Here is a 21,327-nt window from a genome sequence, read left to right on the forward strand (position 1 = left end):
GGGGCGGGGGCTCGAAAATCCCCTGAGAAACTCCTTGCCGGGTCCGGATGCGGATGGTACTTACGCGCCGCTTTCGGTGCGCCGACATAGCTCAGTTGGTAGAGCAACTGATTCGTAATCAGTAGGTCTCCGGTTCAAATCCGGATGTCGGCTCCAAGAAGAGAAAGGCCGGTTGCCCCTGTGGCAGCCGGCCTTTTTCGTTTTCGCGCTCCGGAGTCTCGCGTGCGTCTGCCGTGGCTGGTGTTGTGCCTGTGGTGGGCGCTGGTCGGAACCCGCCAGCGGGTGGACGAAAGCGACCACCGACCGAAAGGCCCCGTCGCCGCCGGATGTGACCGCCGTGACGGGGCGTCAGGGTGGCGCCCTTCTTGAAACGCTCGGCCCCGGGAGGGAGAGCGAATGAAGAAGCGTGCATTGGTCATGGGATGCCAGACGTTCGGTCTGACTGGGGTGCTCAGCGACACGGAGCGCATGGAGCGTGCGCTGGGGGCGCTGGGGTTCGAGGTCGAATCGTGCGTCCAGAACGCCACGCGGCAGGGCATTCTGGACGCCTATCGACGGCTGATCGGCGCGAGCCAGGACGGGGACTGCGCCGTCATCTACTACTCGGGGCATGGCTCGCGGCTCGCCGTGACCGGGGGCTCGGGGCCCGCGGAGAGTCATGTGCAACTCATCATCCCCACGGACTTCGCTCAGTCCACGGATGACGACTTCCGAGGCATCACCGCACCCGAGCTGTCGGCGCTCCAGGGCGCGCTGACGGCGAAGACGCGCAACGTCACGGTGGTGCTGGACTGTTGCCACTCCAGTGCCATGTCCCGCGCGCCCGATCTGGATTCAACGGTGCGGTCGCTGGACGACCTGGAATTGGCGGCGAAGCAGCACGAGGCGCTGAAGTCGCGAGGCAAGCCCTGGCCCCAGCGGGCTTCCGAGCACCTGGCGCGGCTACGCCAGCAGGGGGCACGCGCGGAGGGGCCTTTCCTGGAGTCGAACCCGCATGCGGTGCGGCTGGCGGCGGCGGGCGTGGACCAGTCGGCCTGGGAGTACACGAGTGCGTCAGGGCTCCGCACGGGCATCCTCACCGAGTGTTTCCTGAGGGCGCTGGAGGAGGCCCAGGGGCTGCCGGTGTCATGGGAGGTGCTCGGCCGGAGGATTCGCGAGCAGGTGCTGGCCCGCTTTCCCACGCAGCGCCCGGAAGTGGAGGGCCCGGTGCGACGAGTCGTGTTCGGGCTCGACGAGCCGGTGCCGCAGGCGTCATTGCCCTATTTCACCGCCGACGGCCGGCACTGGCTGCGTGGTGGGCGCCTGCACGGGGTGCACGTGGGCGACGAGTACACGCTCATGCCCTTCCCGGCGATGCAAGTGGACCCGGCACGCCAGTTGGCGAGGGCCGAGGTCAAGAGCGTGCTCGCGGAGCGAAGTGAGGTCGCGTTGTCGCCGAAGGCTCCGACGGGAGTGGACAAGGCCGTGGCCTTCTTGACGCGCGCATTGCTGCCACGCCGGCCCATCGACATCGAGTCGCCCACGTCGGACGCCGAGCATCACGAGGCAGTGCGTGCCGAACTGGAGAAGCGGCTCGCGACATCCACGCTGGTGCGCAAGTCCATGGGGACCGGGGATGGCCCGGTGCTGATGCACGTCCGCTTCACCACGGACCGCATCGAGCTTCGGGACCGGGACCGGGTGCTCGCGGCCAGGCCGTTGCCCGCGAAGGTGGAGAGCGTGGGTCTGCTCATCGACAACCTGGAGGTCACGGCGCGGGCGCAGTTGCTCCGGGAGTTGGAGAGCGGCTCGGAGGCGCATGCCCTGGCGGAGCCCTGCGCCATCGAGTGGGGACGTGTCGTGGCGGGTCGGGCGGAGCCGCTCCCTGTGTCTGGAGCTTGCCTGGCTCCAGGCGAGCGCTTCTACGTGCGCATCCGGAACGAGGGAACAACGAAGCTCTACGCCACAGGGTTCGACGTGGGCGTGAGCAGCCGCATCCGCGTCCTCAATGCCTCGGAGCCTTCTGGCATGCTGGTGGAACCTGGCAAGGAGCGGTGGATTGGCAAGCGGCCCGGGGATGCTCCGCTGGAGGGATTCGAGCTGGCGTGGCCGGACTCAGTGCCAGCGACGGGTGTGCGTGGGTTGGAGTCGCTAGTGGTCATTGTCTCCAATGCTCCGCAGGACCTGCGAAGCCTGGAGGCCCATGGCGTGAGGGACGCGACCTTCAAGGGGCCTGGGTCCCAGCTCGAAAGTCTCGTGCAGCAGGCGACCTGGGGCGGGAAGCGCGAGGCCATCATCCAGGAGGACACGGTGAGCTACGCGGTCCGCTGCATGTCCTTCCTGTTGGAGCCCCCGAAGGCGGAGGACTCCGTGGGGCATCCGCGGCCAGCGCTGGACCTCATGGCCTGAGCGGCCCGTCTTCGACGAGGACTGGGACAAGGGCTCGGGCGTTGGCATCGCCGTTCCGAGCCGCTTCCAGCAATTGCTTGCGCACGGACTCCACCAGGGCCCGGTGCTTCTCCGGAGGCAGGGGCTGAGGGAGGCGGTACACATCGAGCGCCATGCCGGTGATGGCGCTCGCGAGCCCGCGCAGCCAGTTCTCATCCCGGACCGGAGCGGCCACGAACCAACGCTGGATCGTTCCATCCGCAGCCAGCGTCGTCAGGGTTCCATCCAAGGCATGGATGGTTGTGAAGAGACTTCCTTGCCTGCTCCAGATGTCGGGAGTGAGGGCGCGGCCTGTCCAGGAGTCCCATGCCTGGAGCCACTCCCCAAGAAGCTGGTTCTCTCCCGCCACCATCCGATTGATGACCGTCGAGGACACCACCCATCGTCCGCCAGGCCCCACATGCACGACGTGGCGTGTGCCCTCGGGTGGAGCAATGGGGGGCAACACCGGTTGGCCCGTTGCACCGTCCATGAGTTGAACCGTCTTCTCCCCGGTGCGCAGGATCCACGTTCCTCCTCCAGCAAAGGACAGGCGTAACTCCGCGCATGACTCCCGCAGCACGTCGGTGGACTCCAGGAGGGCTCTTCGGGCCAGGCTTCCCAGTTCGGTGGTGTCACCGCCCACCGGGATGATCAGCTTCAGAGGCTCACACGTGTCCGTGTTCCACAGCTGGACCCGAGCCCGTCTCACATCTTCCACCACGAGGTGCCGAGCGCTCCGGGTGAGACCGAGGGGCTGCCAATCCCGAGGCAGCTCCTGCTGACAGACAACGGCGGCCGTGTCCGGCTTCCAAGTCTGAAGGATGTCGCCCTGCTCCGTCTCCAACGAGGGCTGGGTCACCGTGGTAAGTCGGTCGCCTTTCGGGAGGAATCCGAGCGCGACCACAAGGCCCTCAAGATGGAGAGGGCCACTCTGCCGCGCACCGTCATTGATGCGCCAGACCTCGACATCAGAAGATCGGGCAGAGGCGTCTGGAAGGAGCACGCTCGCGATGCGAGAGCCGTCGGAACTGAATGCGAAGAGGCGGGAGTAGGCGCCGGACGCGGGCGACCGGGGGGACCATCGGACCTCTCCCGTCTGGACATCCAGGAGCTGTGGAGTGTCGCAGCCCTGGGTCCGCACGTTGGAGCAGGAGACGACCTGCTCCATCAAGGGGCTGATGGCGATCCATTCCCGTGACTCCGGCATGGGGAGTCGACCTGTCTGGATGGGGCGCGAGAGGGGGATCTTCCATTCGAGCACCATGCCTTCGTTGCTGACCGCAGCCAGGTGCGAACCCTCCCTGGATACGGAAGTGCCGGCAGCGCGGAAGGGAAGACGCAGTGGGCCCCCCAGGCGTACTCCTGTCTCAACGTCGTAGACCTGGACACTTCGCTGCCTCGACGTCGTGATGAGCCGGCGCCCGTCCTCGCTCAGGCGCAAACTGGCCCAAGCTTCATCGAGGGGAAGCGAGAGCATGAAGTAGGCACCGTCCTCCACCCGCCAGACACGAACCCCATGCGCTTCATGGTTGACGTTGCTCTCGCTGGTGGTCAGCACCCGGGTGCCATCCTTCGAGACATCCACGATGTGGAAGCGCTCGGGAAGGTCGTAGGGGCGGAATCCGGGGGCGGGGAACCATGGAGGCCCCTGCCAGACCTGGAGCCGGGAAATCTCCACCCCTCCGTCAATTCCAGCTCGGCCGACCGGCCGTGGCAGGGGCACCGGGGGATCCACGCATCCAGGAGCGGGGTGGTACGCGAGATCTCGCTGCCGTTCGTAGGCACATGCGGCTGTCGCGGGGACCACGGCGCGCGTCACGAGTGCGACCCGGCCCGAGCCCCCAAGGGGTGTCACCTGCTCGACGCGTTGATGGGCTTGTCCGGGAAGCAGGGGGCTCATCTGCCCTGTCGTGACGTCCTGTAACTCCACCCATGCCTCCGGTACACCGCCGTCGATGGTGTATCGGGTTCGAGGAACGGCTCCCGCGCCTCCATTGGAACAGTCGGTGTCCATGAGCGCGATTTCGTCGACGCCTGGCCCCTCACTCTCGAACAGCACGCCCCCGTCGGTGCCCCAACTCGTCAACGCACCGTAAGAGCGCATCATGAGCACGGCGCCATTTCCGGAGAAGGTCAGGGGGGAGCGTCCTTCGTACATGCCAAGCTTCGGCCTGGGACCCACCCGAGGACGGCGCAGCTCCCGGGCGAACCACGGAGTCCCGGAGCGGGTGTCCCAGGCATGGAGGACGAGTGGTTCCTGTTCCATGTCGGTGCTCGCCACGGCGGCGATGCTCATGCCGTCCCGGCTGAAGGCGGGATGCGCGTGAAGACCCTGCCCCAGGGTCTGGATGGGGGTCTGACGCCGGGCTCGTGCCTGGGCGTCCCAGACCGCGAGGGCATGGTCCCCGGGGGAGAGCATCAGCGCGAAGTCCAGGTCGGGGCTGAAGAAGGCTCGCTCCGCCTCGAACGCCGCGTTGCCGACCTGCTCTGGAGCCCGGGCGGCGAGCTGGATCAGCTTCGCCACGTAGGAGGGACGCATCGGGTCGTCGGCAGGGAGCTGCTCCACCGCCTCGGAGGCCAGCAGGAGCGCGAGGACCACGTCTCCCTCGGCTTCGGCGGAGGCGGCCGACGCGGCAGAACTGGCGGCCACCCGTTGGGCCAGCTGTGAGTTCCTGCTGACCGTGACACCCAGCACCGTGAGAACCGTCAGCGCGATGGCTGCCAGGAATCGGTTGCGCACGGCCCGTTGGCTTCGCTGCTCGTGGTAACTGGCCTCGATGAACTCCCGCTCGGTGACGTTGAGCCAGGGCTCCAGGTCCAAGGTGTGTGGTAGCCGGGGATCATCGTGCCACAGTCCCTGGTCCCGGCCCCGGGCTTCCCATTCACGGGCCGCTTCCGTGAGCTGGCGCTGGAGCGGAAGGGTGTCCTTCTCCTCCTCCAGCCAGATGTCCAGGTAGCTCCATCCGCGCACCAATGCGTCGTGCGCGGGCTCCACGTGCCCGATGCCCTGTGCGTTCGTGTCCGGAACGACCAGCCGGGCATCGGCGCTGGAAAGGACCTGGAGGACCTGCTCGACGCGCTGGTTCAGTGCCTCGTCCCTGAACACCAACTCATCTCGCGGCACCTTGCGCCGGGCCCGGTCTCCCTCCAGGGCCACCATGCGCAGCAACAGGTGACGCATGGTCTCCTGGGTGGGGGCATCGAGCGCCTCGAAGACGTCGCGTGCGCGCTTCCACAGGGCGCCGTGCACGTCTTCCAGCTCTTCATAATCCTTCTGCGTCAGTCGCCTGTCGGTCGCGCCGCGCTCCAGGTACTTCAGATAGAGCTGGCTCAAGGTGAAGGACAACAGCGGGAGAGCGCCTGGCATCGCGGCCAGCTCGTGGGCGAGCCGCGAGGGCAGATCGGGAGGCTCGAACACGAGCGCTCGGGCTTCGGCGGGCCCCTCGATGACGAGTTGGAGCGCTCTCGGCTCCATGGGCTCGAAGTGGAAGCGGGCTTGGTCCCAGCCGGCGAGGGCTCCCCGAACGAAGCTGGACTCGTAGTCGCTCCGCAGCGTGCAGACGATGTGGAACCGGTTCGAAGCCACGGCGGCAGCCAGGGTGGCCAGGAAGGCTTCTCGCGCGGCTTCGCCTGGGCGTAGCGTGATGAGCTCCTCGAGCTGGTCGACGATGAGCACCACGGGTGGGCCCGGGGGCAGGTCACGCACCTGGTCCGCCAGAGGGCGCGAAGCCGCGGACGCTTCAGGGCCGATCAGGAGCGCGAGCACCTTCGCCAGTTCCTGCAAGGGCGTGCCGCCCGGACGCAGCGAATACTGCGCCCAGTCCGCGTGCCACTTGGAGAGCTCGGGGCGGAGCCCGGCCTGGACGAGGCTCGTCTTTCCCGCTCCTGAAGGCGCGAGGACGACGGTCAAGGGGTGCCGCTCCACCTGGGAGCGCAGTCGTTCGACCACGTCCCGACGTCCGAAGAAGAGGTCCGCATGCTGGTGCGAGAAGGGCTCCAGGCCGCGATACGGGTTGTTCTCCAGGCTCAGCTCGGGGGCTTTCTTCAGCGGCCGGGTGTCCCAGGGTGTCCGGAAGACGTACTCGCCGCTGTGGTGCCGGGGGAGGAGCCACAGGCCGGGGGTCTGCGTGGGGCCCGCTGTCGTGTTCCCGTCCGACAGCTCGTTCCTGAGGTAGAGGTACAGCTCCGTGGCTGTGATGACGCCGTCGCCCTTCGCCTGTTTCTCCTGGAGGGCGGGAGGAAAGATGTCGGCATTTCCGAGCAGCCCTCGGAGCAGCGCGAAGCAAAAGGGCGAGTGTCGCGCCGCCGTGCCCTTGAGCGGCCCCCGTGCACCCAGGGTTCGTTCCGCGAGGACGTCCATGGCCCGCTCGTCGTAGGCCGCCGAGGCGATGAACTGCCATGCGGAGGTGCGCAGGTAGAGCTGGTAGCGCTCCTCGTATAGGGCGGGCGCGGTGAAGACGGCCTCGCGCCGGCCGGACCACCGGAACGCTCCCGCGAAGCAGCAGTCCAGGATGAGCAGCAGATGGCGGCAGGGGAGCGCCTGAAGCTCGGTGTTCAGCTCCGCCATCGGCAGCAGCGAGTCCAGCGTATCGTCCGCGTCGTAGGGCACCAGGTGCCCGTCGGGTCCCTCCAGCCCCTGCGCGGAGATGCCGTGCCCCGCGAAGTAGAAGAGGACGCGGCGCCCCTCTTGTTTCGCCTCGTCCTTTCGTTCGCTGGACACGGCCTCGGGCAGTTCCTCGGTGAGCAGGGAGTGCAGCGCCGCCAGCGAGGCATCCTCGTCCGTGCGCAGCCACACCTCGTAGCCGTGCCACCGGCTCAGCACCGTCGCCAAAGTCTGGGCGTCGTTCACCGGCGTCTGGAGCGTGAGCCGTGACTGCGCGTGGCGCGCGATGCCAATCACCACCGCCAGCGGTGGGCGCACGTCCTGATCGATCCGGCTCGGTGTCCTGGGACGCAGCACACGCTTCATGGAATCTCCCACCGCGGCTCAGTTTCCTCCCGCGCCATCCGACGCCATGGGCCAGTCCCGCGGTGACCATCGGCGGCAGTGCAGCAGCTGTGAAGCTTGCTTCGAGTCGTCAGGCGCTCGCGGCGGTGGAGTTCGCCGCCGCGGGTGAAGTGAGGAGCGCACGGTCTGGCACGTGGATGCAGAAGCACGTGTGCTCCTCCTTCCGCTCCAGGCTGATGCGCCACCCCAGGCTGCTCACCAGCCGTTGGGTGATGGCCAGCCCCAGCCCGGAGCCGCCCTCCTTGGTCGTCACCCACGGATTCCAGATGCTGTCGCGCAGCGCCTCGGGCACTCCAGGCCCTGAGTCCCAGCACTTCAACTGGATGCCCCCTTCCTCCAGCGCGGCGCTCACGCCAAGACGTCCCCCGGGGTCCACCGCCTGCGCCCCGTTGCGCAGCAGGTTGGCGAACACCTGAAGCACCATGTCCGGATCCGCCAGCACCAGCAGGTCCTCCGGCACCTCCACGGACACGGAGAGCCGCTTTTCCTCCACGGGCTCGCGGATGAGCTCCAGCGCGCGCTTGAGCGGCCCCACCAGCGGCACCGGCGCGAGCTGTGGCGCGGGAGACTTCAACTTGCGCAGCGTGGCGAGCATCCGCTCCAGCCGCGCCACCTCCTCGCTGCCAATCTCCACGTCCTGGGGCTCCAACGTGTGGCCCTTGCCGCTGCGCTTGAGCAGATAGCGGAAGAAGTTCAGCGGGTAGGCGATTTCGTGCGACATCTCGGCGCCCAGCAGCCCGAGCGTGAACCGCTTCTCGTCGCGCGTGGCCTCCACGTCACTGCGCCGCAGGGCCTCCAGTTCCTTCAGCGCCTCGGCGTGGTGCAGCGACACCGCGCCCAGGCTCGCGATGGTGGCCAGCAGCGTGAGGTCCTCGCTGGTGTAGAGGGCGGCCTGGTGCTTGGGGGGCAGCAGCAGCACGCCGCGCAGCCGCCCCAGCGAACGCATGGGCACCACCAGCAGGCGCTGCCACGGCGTCTCCAGCGTCCACACGTGCTGGCCCGTGTTGAGCCGCTCCAGCGCGTCCTCGGGGAGGTGGGGGACCGACGTCAGCACTCGTGCCTCCAGCACCCGCACGGGGCCGCTGGTGGGCAGCCAGCGGGACACGACCGCCTCCACGGCCTGACGGATGGCGGGCAGCTCGTGAAGGCTGGAGAGCTGATCACTGAGCTGCTCGATGCTGGGGCGGAATTGCGACGCGGCCGGGAAGAACAGCCACAGCGTCAGGCGGTTGCAGGCCATGAGCCCGCCCACCAGCACGGGGACGGAGAGCAGCGTGGGAAGCCACGTCTCCACGCCCTCACGCACCAGCAGCCGAAGCGCGAGCCAGGCGAGGAGTGCGCCACCCAGCGAGGCCAACCCGATGGGCCCAGCCAGCAGCCGGCGCGACAGCACCACGTCCGTCTCCAGGATGTTGTGGCGCACCAGCGCGAAGCCGACGGACAGCGGCAGCAGCGGGATGACGAAGGGCACGAACAGGTGCACCACGCCGCTGCCGGACGCGAGCGCCACGAAGAAGCCCACGGCCAGCGTCGCGGGCGCGGCGGCCAGTCCCCAGGCGGCGGACAGCAACTCGGCCCGCTCCCGCCCGCTGCCCCGGCCCAGGCGTAGCAGGATGGACAGCAGCAGCACGGCCATGCTGGCCGGGACGCCCTGTCCCACCACCTGGCGCGTGGTGGAAGCGTCATGCCCCAGCCATGGCGCGGCCACCATCCACACCGCGGCGCCCACGCCCCAGGCCGTCACCGCCAGCAGGACCGTGCGAAGCACCGCGCGCCCGCGCTTCGGGGGCTCGGGAAAGGCATAGGCCAGCCATAGGAAGCCCAGGTCGAAGCCCACGCCGCCCAGGGAGAAGGCCGCCGGGAGCCTCGCCGTCGTGTGGTAGTCGTAGAACGTCAGGAAGAGCAGGTACGCGCCCACTGTCCACGCGGCGTAGGCGCGTGCTCCCGGGCGGTGTCCCGCCATCACCAGCACGACGCCTCCCGTCCAGAGGAGGAAGAGCGCCACCACGGCGTAGAAGCCGAAGAAGAAGCCCACCTCGTTGGTGCCCAGCTCCAGCAGGGGGCGCCGTACCTCGCGTGGGCCTTCGGACGTGGAGAACGTGAGCCGTGCTTCCGTGGCCCCGTCTCTCGCGAGCGCGGCGATGCGCGCGGCCGCGGTCTGGGACGGGAAGAGGTGAGCGCGCGGCAACGCCTGGCCTTCGATGGCGACGAGCCGGTCGGGATACCTGAGTGGTAGCCCCTCCTGCGCCCAGGCCGGCATGGAGACGTTGGAGAAGTCCGCGTACGGATCCACGAAGAGCCCGGGGAAGGGCGCTCCGAAACTGCGCCAGGCGTTCACCGAGGCCGCGGCGGCCACTGACAGCAGCAGGGCCACCGCGGTCACGGCGAGCCACGTCACGGGCCTGGATTGACGCCAGGGGACGTTGCCGGAGGAGGGCATTCGCGCAAGCCTATCCCACCTCGACCACGTCGACCCGTGGCTTGCGCGTGGCCAGGATGGCGCGAAGGAGAGTTCCAATGGGCACCCCGGGCCGCCATACCGGGTCGAATGCACTGCTCCCTCCGAAAAGGAACCGCTGGAGCCAGCGTCCGCCCCTGCGTTCCAGCTCCGCCCGCAGCGCATCGAGCCACGGCAGGAGCTCTGCCGCGTCCTCGGGGAATGAGGGGGTGACCAGCTCGTCTCGGAGTGTTTCGAGCGCATGGTCCAGCCGGAGCACCAGGGCGCCGTGGTCGCGATTCCCCTCGGGATCCAGCAGTGTGTCCTCCCCGTCCCAGAGCGCCATCAGGTGGCGCGCCAGCCACATCAGGGACTCCCTCCACCTTGAGGAGGACAGCAGCCAGCGCGCCATCACTCCACGCACCCGGAGGTAGCCCGAGAGCAGGCGCTGGCCCTCGGCGTCCAGGTCTTCTCCCGGCGTGACCGCGTGGACTTGGATCCAGTGGTACCAGGCCAGTGCGCGAAGAAGGGCCGGCTCGGACTCCGCCACGCCGCGCGCGGGGAGTCGGCTCGGACGGGAACGGGTCATCAGCAGGGCGAAGCAGACGGGGTCCGCCGCCGCGAGCATGGCCGCGAGGGCGTTGACCCGGCCTGCGCCGAGCTTGGGGTTGTGGCCCTCCCGGTCCCACGCGTTGAATTGCTCGTGCGCGGTACCGGGGCCGTCGTCCACGAGAGGAGGAACATCCGCCGTCCGCTGGAGGATTTCCCGCAGCTCGTGCACGTGCAGGTGTGGCGCCTGGCGCAGCACGACGGCGGTGGCGGCTGCGGCCAGCGCGGACGCCACGCTGGAATCATCCACGAGCCTCTCGTCGATGCTCGTCACCCGGTACATCTCACCCGGAGCGCTGAATGCGACCGCGGGGCCGAACCGGTTGATGGGGGCGCAGAACGTCTCGTTGTACCGGCGGTACCACCGGCCCGCGGTATCCGTGGAGGAGACCGCGAGCACCTGCGGCTGGCTGGCCAGCTCGTCGGCGCCCAGGGCGTACGAGACGGGGCCGTCCCGGCAGTGGTTCTTGGTCGAGTCGCCTACGGCACAGAGGATGGGGATGCCCCTTCCCCCGCGCCCCACCCGCTGCGCCTCGCGGAGCACGGCCCGGAGATGGCGCGGGGTGCCCCACAGGGCGTCGCCCATCGGAATGAGGACGAGGTCCGCCTTCCACGCCTGGATGGCGTGCGCGAGGGTGAGCGCGAGATCCGTGGGCGCGAGCCACGAGCTGTGCACATCCGCTTCGGTGGGAACGAGGCGGAACAGGCCCAACTGGACGGTGGGGCCCAAGGCCTCCTGAAGCGTGGCCGCCATGCGAGTGCCATGCCCCACCTCGGTGGGGCCCAGGTACTTGGACGGCGGGCGCGGCAACCCGTGGAAGACCGGAGGCTCGAAGCCGTCCGGGAGGTCACTGGGAAGCCCCGAGAAGGACTCATCGATGATGGCGATGCGGGGCGTGGGGTGCCCCGGTCCGAGGAGGGCATTCGCCTGCGTCAGCCCGATGAGGTCGAGCGCGGACACGAGCAGTGACTCCTCGTGGGAGATGACCTGGGGCTCGGGGAGCTCGCCGTGCTTCGGTATTCCTCCCGCGCCCTGCCACAGGTCGATCAGGGAGAGGTCGGTGCACACCTCGTCATCGATGCCGACAAAGCCATCCCTCCTTTCCTCGGTGGAGAGCATCAGTCCGCCCCGGCGGGCGCACAGGACGGGCTGCGCGGTGACGAGCTGCGGGCAGGGGGGAGGAACCTCCTGCTTCCCCATGAGGTAGAGCTGGAGGCCACCGATGACGGCCTGCGGAGTGTGGCCGTCGATCCCCGGGCCACACCAGACGACGAGGACCTTGTCGCCATACATGGCCAGCAGCGCCTCATCGAGCTCTTCGTCCAGAATGACCCTTCGCGCGTATCCGAGGTGCTTCAGGCCCATAGTGCCCCCTCCGCGAGGACGGCGAGCCGCCGCCCGAGCTCTTCATTCCTGTCGGCATCGCCCTCGGGGTGGATTGCGTGCGCGAGCCTGGAGAAGCTCCCCAGCCACGAGGCCAGGCGCTCCAGCCGGGCCTCCCGCGCAAGCGTGATCGCCGAGCCCAGCAGGGCTGGCATGGCCCGGACGAGGCTCCCGGAGGGGAGGCCCAGCACCGAGGGGACGCTCACCCCGCGTGTCCGCTCGTCCTCGGCGCAGTCCAGTGCGTCGTCCATGCACTGCAGGGCGAAGCAGAACAGGTCGTAGCTGCGCTCCAGCAGCTCGGCCCGCCGTGCCTGTCCGGTCTGTCGCAGCAGGCACCTCGCCGCCGTTCCTCCCCAGCGCAGCTTCTCGCGCGTCTGGAGGGCGTACGTGCGCGGGTCCAACTCACGCCGCGCCATCGTCCGCAGCTCCAGTGCGGTGCCGCGACGGAGCGAGATGAGGGCCCGCGCGAGCGCTTCGCGCGCCACCTGCCGGTCGCCCGTGGCCGCCGTCAGCTCTCGCTCCCATTGACGCAGGAAGATGCCGCGAAACAGCAGCAGCCCCATGTCGGGGTCGACCTGGCGATCCACGAGCCGGTCGGCGATGAGCCCATGAATGGCCGCGCAGTGGTGCGCGGCGCGGTAGTGCCCGAGCGCGGCGTCGGAGACGAGGCGGGTGCCGGGGTGCTCCGGATCCTCCGCCACATAACCGGGGAGATCGCGGTTGATGTCGAGCACCCAGAACTCCTCCCATGCGCCGGCGGGCTCCTGGGTGAGGCCCAGACGGTAGGGCAGGGTGTGTCCGTAGTCCTGGAGCGGAGTCGGAAGGCCGCGGAGGACTTCCTGGAAGGTCGCGTCCATGCTCATGGCGGCCCCCTCACCAGATGTCCGAGACGAAGTGGTACCAGGCCAGCCCTCGGAACTCGACGCTCCGGGTGTTGAGCGCCGCGAGCGCGTTCGCGTGCCTCTTGCCCCACGCCCCCTCGGGGGCATACGCGCGCATCGTCTCGAGCAGGCGTTCGAGCCGGATCGGGTTGCCCGGATCCGCCGCGTAGTCGCTGATCCGGAGGTGGAAGTCCTCCACCTCTCCCGGCTCCTTGGAGAGCAGTTCGCGCCAGAAGTGCAGCGCGTCCTTCGAGATGCGGTTGCGGAGGTCGGGCTGGGCGTAGGGACCGATGGGCGAGACGGGCGAGTACTTCAGCTCGGACAGCAGGGCCTTGAGCCCCGCGCGCTGAAGATCGTTGAAGCGGGCATCCGTGGGCGTGCCGTCGACGGCGTTCAGCGAGGCCAGGATCGCGTTGGCTTGCTCTTTCGCTTCACCGGGTGACCTGCTGAACAAGGCGTCGCGCAGCGCCTTCACGGACTGGCCGCCGTCGCTCTCGTTGAAGAGCGTCCTGAGCACCCGGCGCACCGTCTTCCGCTGATCGTCGGCGACCCTGTTGGGAACGGTCGTGGGGGTCCTCTGTGTCTCCTCCGCGGTGCTCAACGTACTGGCCTCGTTCGGCTTCTTCTCGTCCGTCATGGCGACTCCCCTCGCTTGGCACTGCGCGAAGACTCGTCATGGCAAGGATTGAACCAATGGCTTGTCCCACGGGGACGCCGCGGGCCTCTGTCATCTGTGTGGACGTTTCCGGCCAGCGTCGCGCGCCGGTTGGTCATTTCCGTCCACTGCTCCGGACGTTGGGACCGGGGCCCCATGCGAGGGCGTTCCGTGGCGGTGGCACATGGCTTGCGGTGTCTTGGACCCCAGGAGTACGAACCCGACCGGCCCATGAACATCCTCATCGTTGACGACCAGCGCAGTGCGCGTCGCATCCTCGCGAGCATCCTGTCCACGCAGGAGGGACTGGTGCTGCATGAGGCGTCCTCGCTCGAAGAGGCGCGGAAGGTGCTGGCCACGACTGCCATCGACATCGGGCTCATCGACGTGCGGCTGGATTCGGACGCCCGCAACCGGGATGGGCTGGTGCTGGTCGCGGAGATCCGCGAGAAGTCCACGGCCCTGCCCGTCGTCGTCACCGCCTCCAGCGAGATGGCGGAGATTCGCGCGGCCATGCGGGCGGGGGCCTACGACTACATCCTGAAGGACGAGCTGTGCGAGGAGTTGGTGCTCCCCATCGTCCAGGGACTGGGCAGCCGGCGCCGGCTGGAGCACGAGGTGCTGCGCTTGCGCGCACGCCTCACGCCGGACACGGGCATCCAGGGGCTCATGGGCACGTCGGAGGTCATCGGCCGGCTGCGCACCACCATCCAGCGGGTCGTCCTCTCGGACCGGCCGGTGCTCGTCACCGGGCCCACCGGGTCGGGCAAGGAGGTGGTGGTGCGCGCCATCCACACCCTTGGCCCGCACTCCGCGGACCCGCTGCTGGACCTCAACTGCGGCGCCATTCCGGAGATGCTGATGGAGTCCCAGCTCTTCGGCCACGAGCGGGGCTCCTTCACCGGCGCGGAGCGGCGCCAGGACGGCTACTTCACCGCGGTGCGCCGGGGCACACTGTTCCTGGACGAGTTGGCGGAGCTGCCGCTGTCGCTCCAAGCCAAGCTGCTCCGCGTGCTGGAGACGGGGCGCTTCCGCCGTGTGGGCTCCACCACGGAGGAGCATTTCCAGGGGCGCGTGGTGGCCGCCACGCACGCGCAGCTGGAGGCGCGCGTGCGTCAGGGGCGCTTTCGAGAGGATCTGTACCACCGGCTCAACGTGCTCAACGTGAGGGTGCCCTCGCTGGATGAGCGCACGCAGGACATCCCCGCCCTGGTGGCCCATTTCTGCCGGCAGCAGCCGCGCCCGTTGCGCTTCTCCGAGGACGCACTGGAGGCCCTGTCGCGACGCTCCTGGCCCGGCAACGTCCGGCAGCTTCGCAACTTCATCGATAGGCTCGCTGTCTTCTGTGACGAGGACCCCATCGGCGCGGAGACGGTGGCGGCCTACCTGGAGCCGTCCCAGGGCCTGGTCCCCGCCGAGGACGGGCTGATGGCCATGGCGCGCTCCATCCTGCAGCTGCCGCTGGCGAACAAGCTGGAGGCCATCGAGTCCACCCTCATCAACGAGGCCATGGCGCTCGCTGGCGGAAACAAGAGCGGCGCGGCGCGGCTGCTCGGCATCGGCCGCAAGGCGGTGGAGCGCCGGCTGGAGCGCCGGGACGAGCCGTCCGAGGCGGAGTAGTCGGCACTCCATGGAACAGTTCCAGCTCAGCCTCGCGGTCGTCATCGGCATCCAGGACTACGGGAATGGCGTGAGCCCCCTGCGGACCGCCACCGCGGACGCGGAGGCGGTGGGACAGCTCCTGGAGCAGGCCCATGGCTACACGGTCTTGATGCTGCTGGACACGGACGCGACACGCGCGCGGCTCGTGCACCTCTTCAAGGAGGAGCTCCCCAAGAGGTTCGAGGGCATGGCCCCGAACCGCTCGCGACTGCTCGTCTACTACGCGGGACATGGGGTGGTGCTGCGCGCCCAGACGGGGCCGGACGGGTTCCTGCTTCCTCAGGACGCCCAGGCGACCCGCGAGGAGAGCTTCCTCCCGATGCGCAGTGTGTACCGCTGGCTCTCGGAGCTGCCCTGTCACCACCTGCTGGTGGTCCTGGACTGCTGCTTCGCGGCGACCTTCCGCTGGGCCAATCGGCGGGAGGCGGTCCTGGCCGACGAGGTGATGTACGAGGCGCGCTACGAATACTTCCTGCGCAACCGCGCGGCCCAGGTGCTGACGTCGGCGGCCCACGACGAGAAGGCGCTCGACGTCGTCGGAGCGGGGTACGCGCTCGGCCGGCGCGAGCGCGAGGGGCAGTCTCACTCGCCCTTCGCCCAGGCACTGCTCGAAGGGCTGCGGGCCGAGGCGGACCGACCGCCATCGGGCGCGGTGGAAGGCGACGGGCTCATCACCGCGACCGAGCTTTATGTCTACCTCCAGGAGCGCCGGCTCCAGGGCGCCTTCGGAGAGCAGGTCCGGCAGACACCTGGCCTGTCCCACTTCGAGCACCACGAGGGTGGCGAGTTCCTGTTCCGCGTGCCGGGGCGTCCACTCACGCTCACCAGCACGCCCGCGCTCAGCGCACGGACGAACCCCTACCGCGGGCTGGGCGCCTTCGAGGTGGATGATGCCGACCTCTTCTTCGGACGCGAGCGGCTCACGCGGGTGCTGACGGAGCGGGTGCACGAGGCGGCGCTGACCGGGGTGGTGGGCCGGTCGGGCACAGGCAAGTCCAGCCTGGTGATGGCGGGGCTGCTGCCAGCGCTCGCGGCGATGAGGCCCCCCGCCCCTCGCTGGGACGTACTGGGCCCGCTCCGGCCGGAGAACGACATTGGCGCGGCGCTCACCCGCGCGTCCCGAGAGCTGCTGGGACAAGCCGCCGCGACACCGAGCCTGTCCGCGGCGGTGGCCACCTGGCTGGGGCGCCATCCGGAAGAGGGGGCCCGGCTGCTCGTGGTGGTGGACCAGTGGGAGGAGTTGTTCACGCGCGAGCGGAACGCAGGCCGACGTGCGCGCTTCCTCACGGACCTGCGTGAGGCGGCCGAACACCCCTCGGGACGGGTGCGTGTGGTGGGAACCCTGAGGCTGGACAGTGAGTGGCGTCTGGTCGCGGAGCTGGGAGAGCAGTGGAACGCGGCGCGGATGCTCCTGGCCCCCATGGAGCGGGACGAACTGCGCGCGGCCATCGTCCGGCCGGCATCGGCGAGGGCCCTGTTCTTCGAGCCTCCCACGCTGGTGGAACGGCTACTCGACGATATGGCGAGCATGCCGGGAGCGCTCCCGCTGCTCTCGTTCACCCTCGGCGAACTGTACGGCGCCTGCCTCAAGGCGGGGGATCGCAAGCTCCGGGAGTCGGACTACGTGGAGTTGGGCGGGGTGCGAAAGGCCCTGTGGAAGCGGGCCGAGCGGGTCCATGACGAGCTCGCCCCTGCCCACCAGGACAGCATGCGCCGGCTCCTGCTGCGGCTGAGCGCCACGGAGGCGGGCGAAGCGGCGAGGCGGCGCGTGCCCATGCGCGAGCTGCGCTTCGAGGTCACCGGCCAGGGCGAGCAGGACGAGGACGCACGCGTGGAGAGCGTGGTGGCGCAACTCGTGAACGCGCGCCTGCTGGTGTCGGACGGGAGTTCGGTGGAGCCCGCGCACGATGCCCTGCTGGGATGGACCCGGCTGCTGGAGTGGCGGGACGAGGCGCGGCCGGAGAACCTGCTCCTGCAGCACCGGGTGCGTCAGGCGGCGACCGACTGGGAGGCGCGCGGGCGGGCCGATGCGCTCCTCTGGGGGGAGGATGGACGGCTGCCACTGGCGGAGCAGCTCCGGCGCACCGACCCGTACTGGTTCAACGCCCTGGAGACGGAGTTCCTGGCGCGGAGCACGCGGCTGCGCCTCGCCCGTGAGCGGCGGAACCGGATCCTCACGACCTCCGTCATCACGGTCTTCTCCGTGGCGGTCGTGGTGCTGCTCGTCCTGCGGTGGGTCGCGGAGGAGCGCCGCGAGGAGGCCCTGGCCAGGACCCTGGCGGCCCGGGCGGAGAGCATGGTGATGCTTCCGGGGGCGCGGCGGCTGGTGGTGAGCACGCTGCTGGGGATCGAGTCGCTCCGGCGCCACCCGACACCGGAGGGAGATCAGGTCGTCCGGCGAAGCCTGGAGATGAATCCTCCACCCGCGGCCTGGAGTGAGCGCTTCGGACCGCTGCGTGACGTTGCTTTCTCGCTCGACTCACGGCGCGTGGCCGTCGTCACCCGCGATGGGATGGCGGTGGTGGTAGACCCGCTCACGGGCACCCGGGTCTCCACGCTCACCGATCGCGCCTTGGCCGTGGATGTCGGCCCGGTGACGGGGACGCTCGCGGTGGCCGTGGGCACACACGTCTTCTTCTGGCCGAAGTGGGATGGGGCCACGACGGCACTGGCGCGAGGTGTCTCGCTCGGGAGCTCCGTGGAGCGGCTCCGGTTCAGCCCACGCGAAACCTGGCTCGTCCTTTCGTATGGAGCGCGTGAAGAGCTTCGCGAGCGAAGGACGGGAGCCCCTGTTTCCTGGCTGCCCGAGGGCCCCTTCTCCCGGATTGTCGTGGGGCCCGATGAGCGCTTCCTGGCCACGCTGGATGAAAATAATCAGGTCCAGCTCTGGGATACGGCCCGCCGGAGACGGATTCTGCCTCCTGCTTCCAGGGCCTCCGGCGGCCTGGGGCCAGAGGCGGAGGTCCCGCTGCTGGGGCCAGTGGCTTTCAGCCCGGACGGGAAGTTGCTGGCCGTGATGGAGCCAGGTGCCCTCGGAATCCACGAACTGGATCCATGGAGGACACGGCGTCGCGTGGTGCGTTCGGAGAGGGAGCAGTTCGATGAATCCATCAACGTCCTCGCCTTCTCGGAGGACAGCGAGACGCTGGCGCTGGGGACGGCGATGGGCTCGGTGCGCCTTTTCGACCTGGGAGGAAGGGGACAGGAGCGCTCCCTCATCGAGCCCATGCGGCTTTCGATGCTTCAGCCCATCAAGGCGCTGGCATTCCATCCCTCTGGCGGTGAGTTGCTGGTGGCTTCTTCGCGAGAGAACGCCCTGGGAGGACCCGACTCCGTGGCGGATGTCGGACTCTGGCGTCTCATGGAGCCAGGTTCCCCGCTGGGCAACCGGGATGAGGAGATCCGGTTCCTGGAGACGGGACTGGAGCAGCTCGCGGATGTCCGGTTCAGCCCCACCGGGGCCTTGGGGGTGACCCGGGGACGGCAGGGGATCAAGGTATGGAATCTGGCGGAGCACGGCGCGAGCCTCGTGTGGCACCCACCCCCTGGCGATTCGCATCTTTCCCAACCCCAGGTCGCCTGGAGCCCGGATGGCCGTTGGCTTGCTTCGACACTGACGCGCGAGCGCATCGACGTCTTCCAGGCCAGGTCGGGGACTCCTGTCAGTGCCCTTCCGCTGCGATCCGCCACGGACAAGAAACCTCCCGTTTTCGCTGTCCATGCTCTCTGCTTCGACCGGGACGAAGGCACGTTGGTCGCGCTGCTCAACAGGAACTCGGTGCGGCGTTGGGAAACGGAGACCTGGAAGGAACTCAAGCCCGTGGACCTCTCAGGACCTGCCCAGGTCCTTGAGTCCGCCTTCAGTGAGAACTGCCGATGGGCTGTCGTCGTGCAGAGCGGCACCCTTCGGGTACACGATTTGAAGACATCCCAGAAAGCATCCGAGCTGCCTCGCAGAGCTCGGAGTGGCTTTCTGGTGGAAATCCATGCCGTGGGTATCAGCAATGACGGTGAGCGCGTTGTCGTTTTTTATAAGGATGGGTGGTTCGAACTCCACTCTCGGAGCAGCAAGGCTCCGCCGGTGTTGCTCCCACCCATCGACACGTCCAGAGAGTATTTCCAGATGGCACTCAGCCCGGACGGAAAGGTCCTGGTCTCCGCGACCGATTTTGGAGACCTGTGGCTCCTGGACGGCGCCACCGGGAGGCACTCGCCCCAGGGAGCACTTCACTTCGAGACACTGCTGGAGGCCCTGCGCTTCATGCCTGATGGGACGCGCTTCGCGGCTGCGGGCGCGTTGGGGCGGGCCACCATCTGGAATGTGGATGGCTCGCTGGCCTTGTCGCTCAGTGGTGGCGATTCGTCGATCTGGGACGTCGCATTCAGTCCGGATGGCCACTGGCTCGCGACCGCGCGGGACGACTCGGTCCAGGTCTACCCGCTCCATTCCGTGGATCTGATCAAAGCGGCCTGCGCGCGCCTCCGTCGCAACCTCAGCCCCGCCGAGTGGGCGGACCTCGTCCGGGATGACGAGTACCGACCTACCTGCGAGTGGAAGCACTGACGGCTCCCGCTCCGCGAGTCCGCGGGCGCTCCCCCCGGTGCGCCCACGGCCCGTGGAGGGGCGCTATTCGCTCAGCCCGAAGCTGTGCGACACGGCCACGCCGATCAGCGCTTCGCGCAGGCTCACGGCCTCCGCCGACCAGCTGAGAGACGCGCCGAGCACCGTGTCCTTGTCCAGCGCGAAGCTGGCCTGAGGGCCGAACTTCACGCTGGACGCCTTTTCGCCACAGCTCTGGAGGCAGGCGAGTGCCTTGGCGCCCGCGGACAGCTCCAACCGCTGCTTCAACCAGTCGGCCCCGGGCCTCCAGGCCAGGCCCGCGCTGCCTCCCGCCTTCCAGGTGCGGTCCACGCGGACGCCAGCGTCCTCTTGAAGCTCCCGCGGTTCGGACTCCAGGTCCGCGTTGAGGATGAGCGACGCGCCGCTCCAGAGCTTCTGGTCATAGGCCACGTTCGCCGCCACCCGCTCCAGCCGGCGGGAGCGGAAGCCGTAGCCTACGCTGGCGCCCAGGCTCAGCCCGAGGCGGCCTGGCTGGGCGTTGATACGGGCAATCTCCTTGTCCTCGGCATCGCTTTGCAGCTTGCGACATGCCGCGATGGCCGCGGCGTCGGACTTATCCTTCACGTCCTTGTCGCACTTCTCGTAGATGGGCAGCGAAGCGTCCGAGATTCTCTTCAAGTCCACGGCGGAGAAGGCGCGGACATCCCGGAAGGGGGCGGCCCACTTGACGCCGAAGGACCCGATGTTGTCCCCGATGCTGTACGTGCCGATGACCTGGAGGTTCGTCAGGAGGGCGGAGTTCTGGGCCCAGAGCCACCCGGGTGAGAAGCCGAGCGACATCACCGTCCCGGCCTTGCTGGCTTCACTGGAGAACTTGAACGTCTCGCCCAACGTCGGCCGGCTGAAGAGGGCCGACGCCGTCGACGCGGTCCATGGATCCACCGTGGGCTGGCTGTTGCGCTCGACCGCGGAGTCGGTGGCACGGGCCGCTGGAGAAGGAAGGTCGTTCTCTCCCGCACTGGCGCTCATGGCCGACAAGCAGGCCAGGACGAGGGCCCGAGGCGCGAGCCGCTGGAAGAAGCCGTGCGTGCTCATCCGCCCAGTCCTCCGAAGCTCACCTTTCGGATGAAGCTGTCGTCATTCGGGTTGCTGGGGTCGCTGTCGCGCCCCTGGTCCAGCAACCTGCGCTGGCCGCCCACGTCAACCCAGAGCTGATACTTCCAGCCCCCATGAAGGAAGCGCATCACGGCCACCACGTCGTTGCTCTGTCCTCCGGGCTTCAGCTGTGCGGGATGGATGGGCACGAAGAGCCGCCCACCGGAGAAGATGCCCTTGGCTCCGGGGACCGCCACGTTGTTGCAATACACGTAGAGGCTGAGCGGGATGTTCTCCGGGTACCACGCGAACGCCAGCTCCACATGCGGCACGGCCTCCACCGCCTCGTTCCTTGGCAGCAGCTCTTGCGGAGGCGCATCAAGCGCTCGCAAGGTGTACAGCAACTCTCCCGCCTGTGCGTCCACCACGAGCGCATGCTGGAGCTGACCGCGCAGTGACTCGTAGCGCGGCAGCAACGATGGATTCCTGGGTGCCATGATTCCCCCCTTGAGGGATGCGGCGACGCCGGGCCTGGCGTTCCGTCGCCGGGTCAACAGCAATCACCGTGCCCTTCCCGTCATGCACGGGCGCTTCGGGGAGGAAGGGCGGTGGTCGCGGCGCGCCCT

Annotated in this window: 10 protein-coding genes and 1 tRNA gene; 4 read left to right on the forward strand and 7 right to left on the reverse strand. The window is 68.7% G+C overall.

Features of this window, described 5'->3' with window-relative positions; all coding sequences use genetic code 11:
* Positions 1-80 precede the first annotated feature (80 nt).
* Positions 81-156 (forward strand) — tRNA-Thr (locus tag D7Y11_RS18080).
* Positions 157-396: 240 nt separating this feature from the next.
* Complete coding sequence (locus D7Y11_RS18085) at positions 397-2,388, forward strand: caspase family protein (protein ID WP_126934295.1); 1,992 nt, start codon at positions 397-399, stop codon at positions 2,386-2,388.
* On the opposite strand, the gene D7Y11_RS18090 is transcribed toward D7Y11_RS18085, so the two are convergent.
* The 5 genes from D7Y11_RS18090 to D7Y11_RS18110 all read right to left on the reverse strand — a co-directional run bounded on the left by D7Y11_RS18090 (position 2,378) and on the right by D7Y11_RS18110 (position 13,365).
* Positions 2,378-7,378 carry a caspase family protein gene (locus D7Y11_RS18090; protein WP_126934296.1) on the reverse strand — a complete coding sequence of 1,667 codons (5,001 nt, stop codon included), beginning with the start codon at positions 7,376-7,378 and terminating at the stop codon, positions 2,378-2,380. The genes D7Y11_RS18085 and D7Y11_RS18090 overlap by 11 nt on opposite strands.
* 109 nt (positions 7,379-7,487) lie before the next feature.
* Positions 7,488-9,857 (reverse strand): PAS domain-containing sensor histidine kinase, encoded by a 2,370-nt coding sequence (locus D7Y11_RS18095; RefSeq protein ID WP_158641957.1) that lies wholly within the window; start codon positions 9,855-9,857, stop codon positions 7,488-7,490.
* A gap of 10 nt (positions 9,858-9,867) precedes the next feature.
* Complete coding sequence (locus D7Y11_RS18100) at positions 9,868-11,829, reverse strand: S8 family serine peptidase (protein ID WP_126934298.1); 1,962 nt, start codon at positions 11,827-11,829, stop codon at positions 9,868-9,870.
* The gene (locus tag D7Y11_RS18105) at positions 11,820-12,710 is read right to left on the reverse strand and encodes a hypothetical protein (RefSeq protein WP_126934299.1); all 891 of its coding nucleotides are present in this window, start codon (positions 12,708-12,710) and stop codon (positions 11,820-11,822) included. Before D7Y11_RS18105 ends, D7Y11_RS18100 begins: the two co-directional genes overlap by 10 nt.
* 10 nt (positions 12,711-12,720) lie before the next feature.
* Complete coding sequence (locus tag D7Y11_RS18110) at positions 12,721-13,365, reverse strand: hypothetical protein (protein WP_126934300.1); 645 nt, start codon at positions 13,363-13,365, stop codon at positions 12,721-12,723.
* A gap of 249 nt (positions 13,366-13,614) precedes the next feature.
* Between D7Y11_RS18110 and D7Y11_RS18115 the strand changes: the two genes are divergently transcribed.
* Together D7Y11_RS18115 and D7Y11_RS18120 are read left to right on the forward strand one after the other, a co-directional pair.
* Positions 13,615-15,003: a sigma-54 dependent transcriptional regulator gene (locus tag D7Y11_RS18115; protein ID WP_158641958.1), complete on the forward strand. Its 1,389-nt coding sequence runs from the start codon at positions 13,615-13,617 to the stop codon at positions 15,001-15,003.
* 10 nt (positions 15,004-15,013) lie between these two features.
* Positions 15,014-19,609: a caspase family protein gene (locus D7Y11_RS18120; protein ID WP_126934302.1), complete on the forward strand. Its 4,596-nt coding sequence runs from the start codon at positions 15,014-15,016 to the stop codon at positions 19,607-19,609.
* A 63-nt stretch (positions 19,610-19,672) separates the two neighbouring features.
* Here D7Y11_RS18120 and D7Y11_RS18125 read toward each other — a convergent pair whose 3' ends face one another.
* Positions 19,673-20,701 carry a hypothetical protein gene (locus tag D7Y11_RS18125; protein ID WP_126934303.1) on the reverse strand — a complete coding sequence of 343 codons (1,029 nt, stop codon included), beginning with the start codon at positions 20,699-20,701 and terminating at the stop codon, positions 19,673-19,675.
* Positions 20,698-21,198, reverse strand: a complete 501-nt coding sequence (locus D7Y11_RS18130; RefSeq protein WP_126934304.1) for a hypothetical protein — start codon at positions 21,196-21,198, stop codon at positions 20,698-20,700. The genes D7Y11_RS18125 and D7Y11_RS18130 overlap by 4 nt, the downstream gene beginning before the upstream one ends.
* Positions 21,199-21,327: the final 129 nt, after the last annotated feature.

Origin of the sequence: Corallococcus sp. AB018, from assembly GCF_003986945.1 — a bacterium.
GTDB classification, from domain to species: Bacteria; Myxococcota; Myxococcia; order Myxococcales; family Myxococcaceae; genus Corallococcus; species Corallococcus exiguus.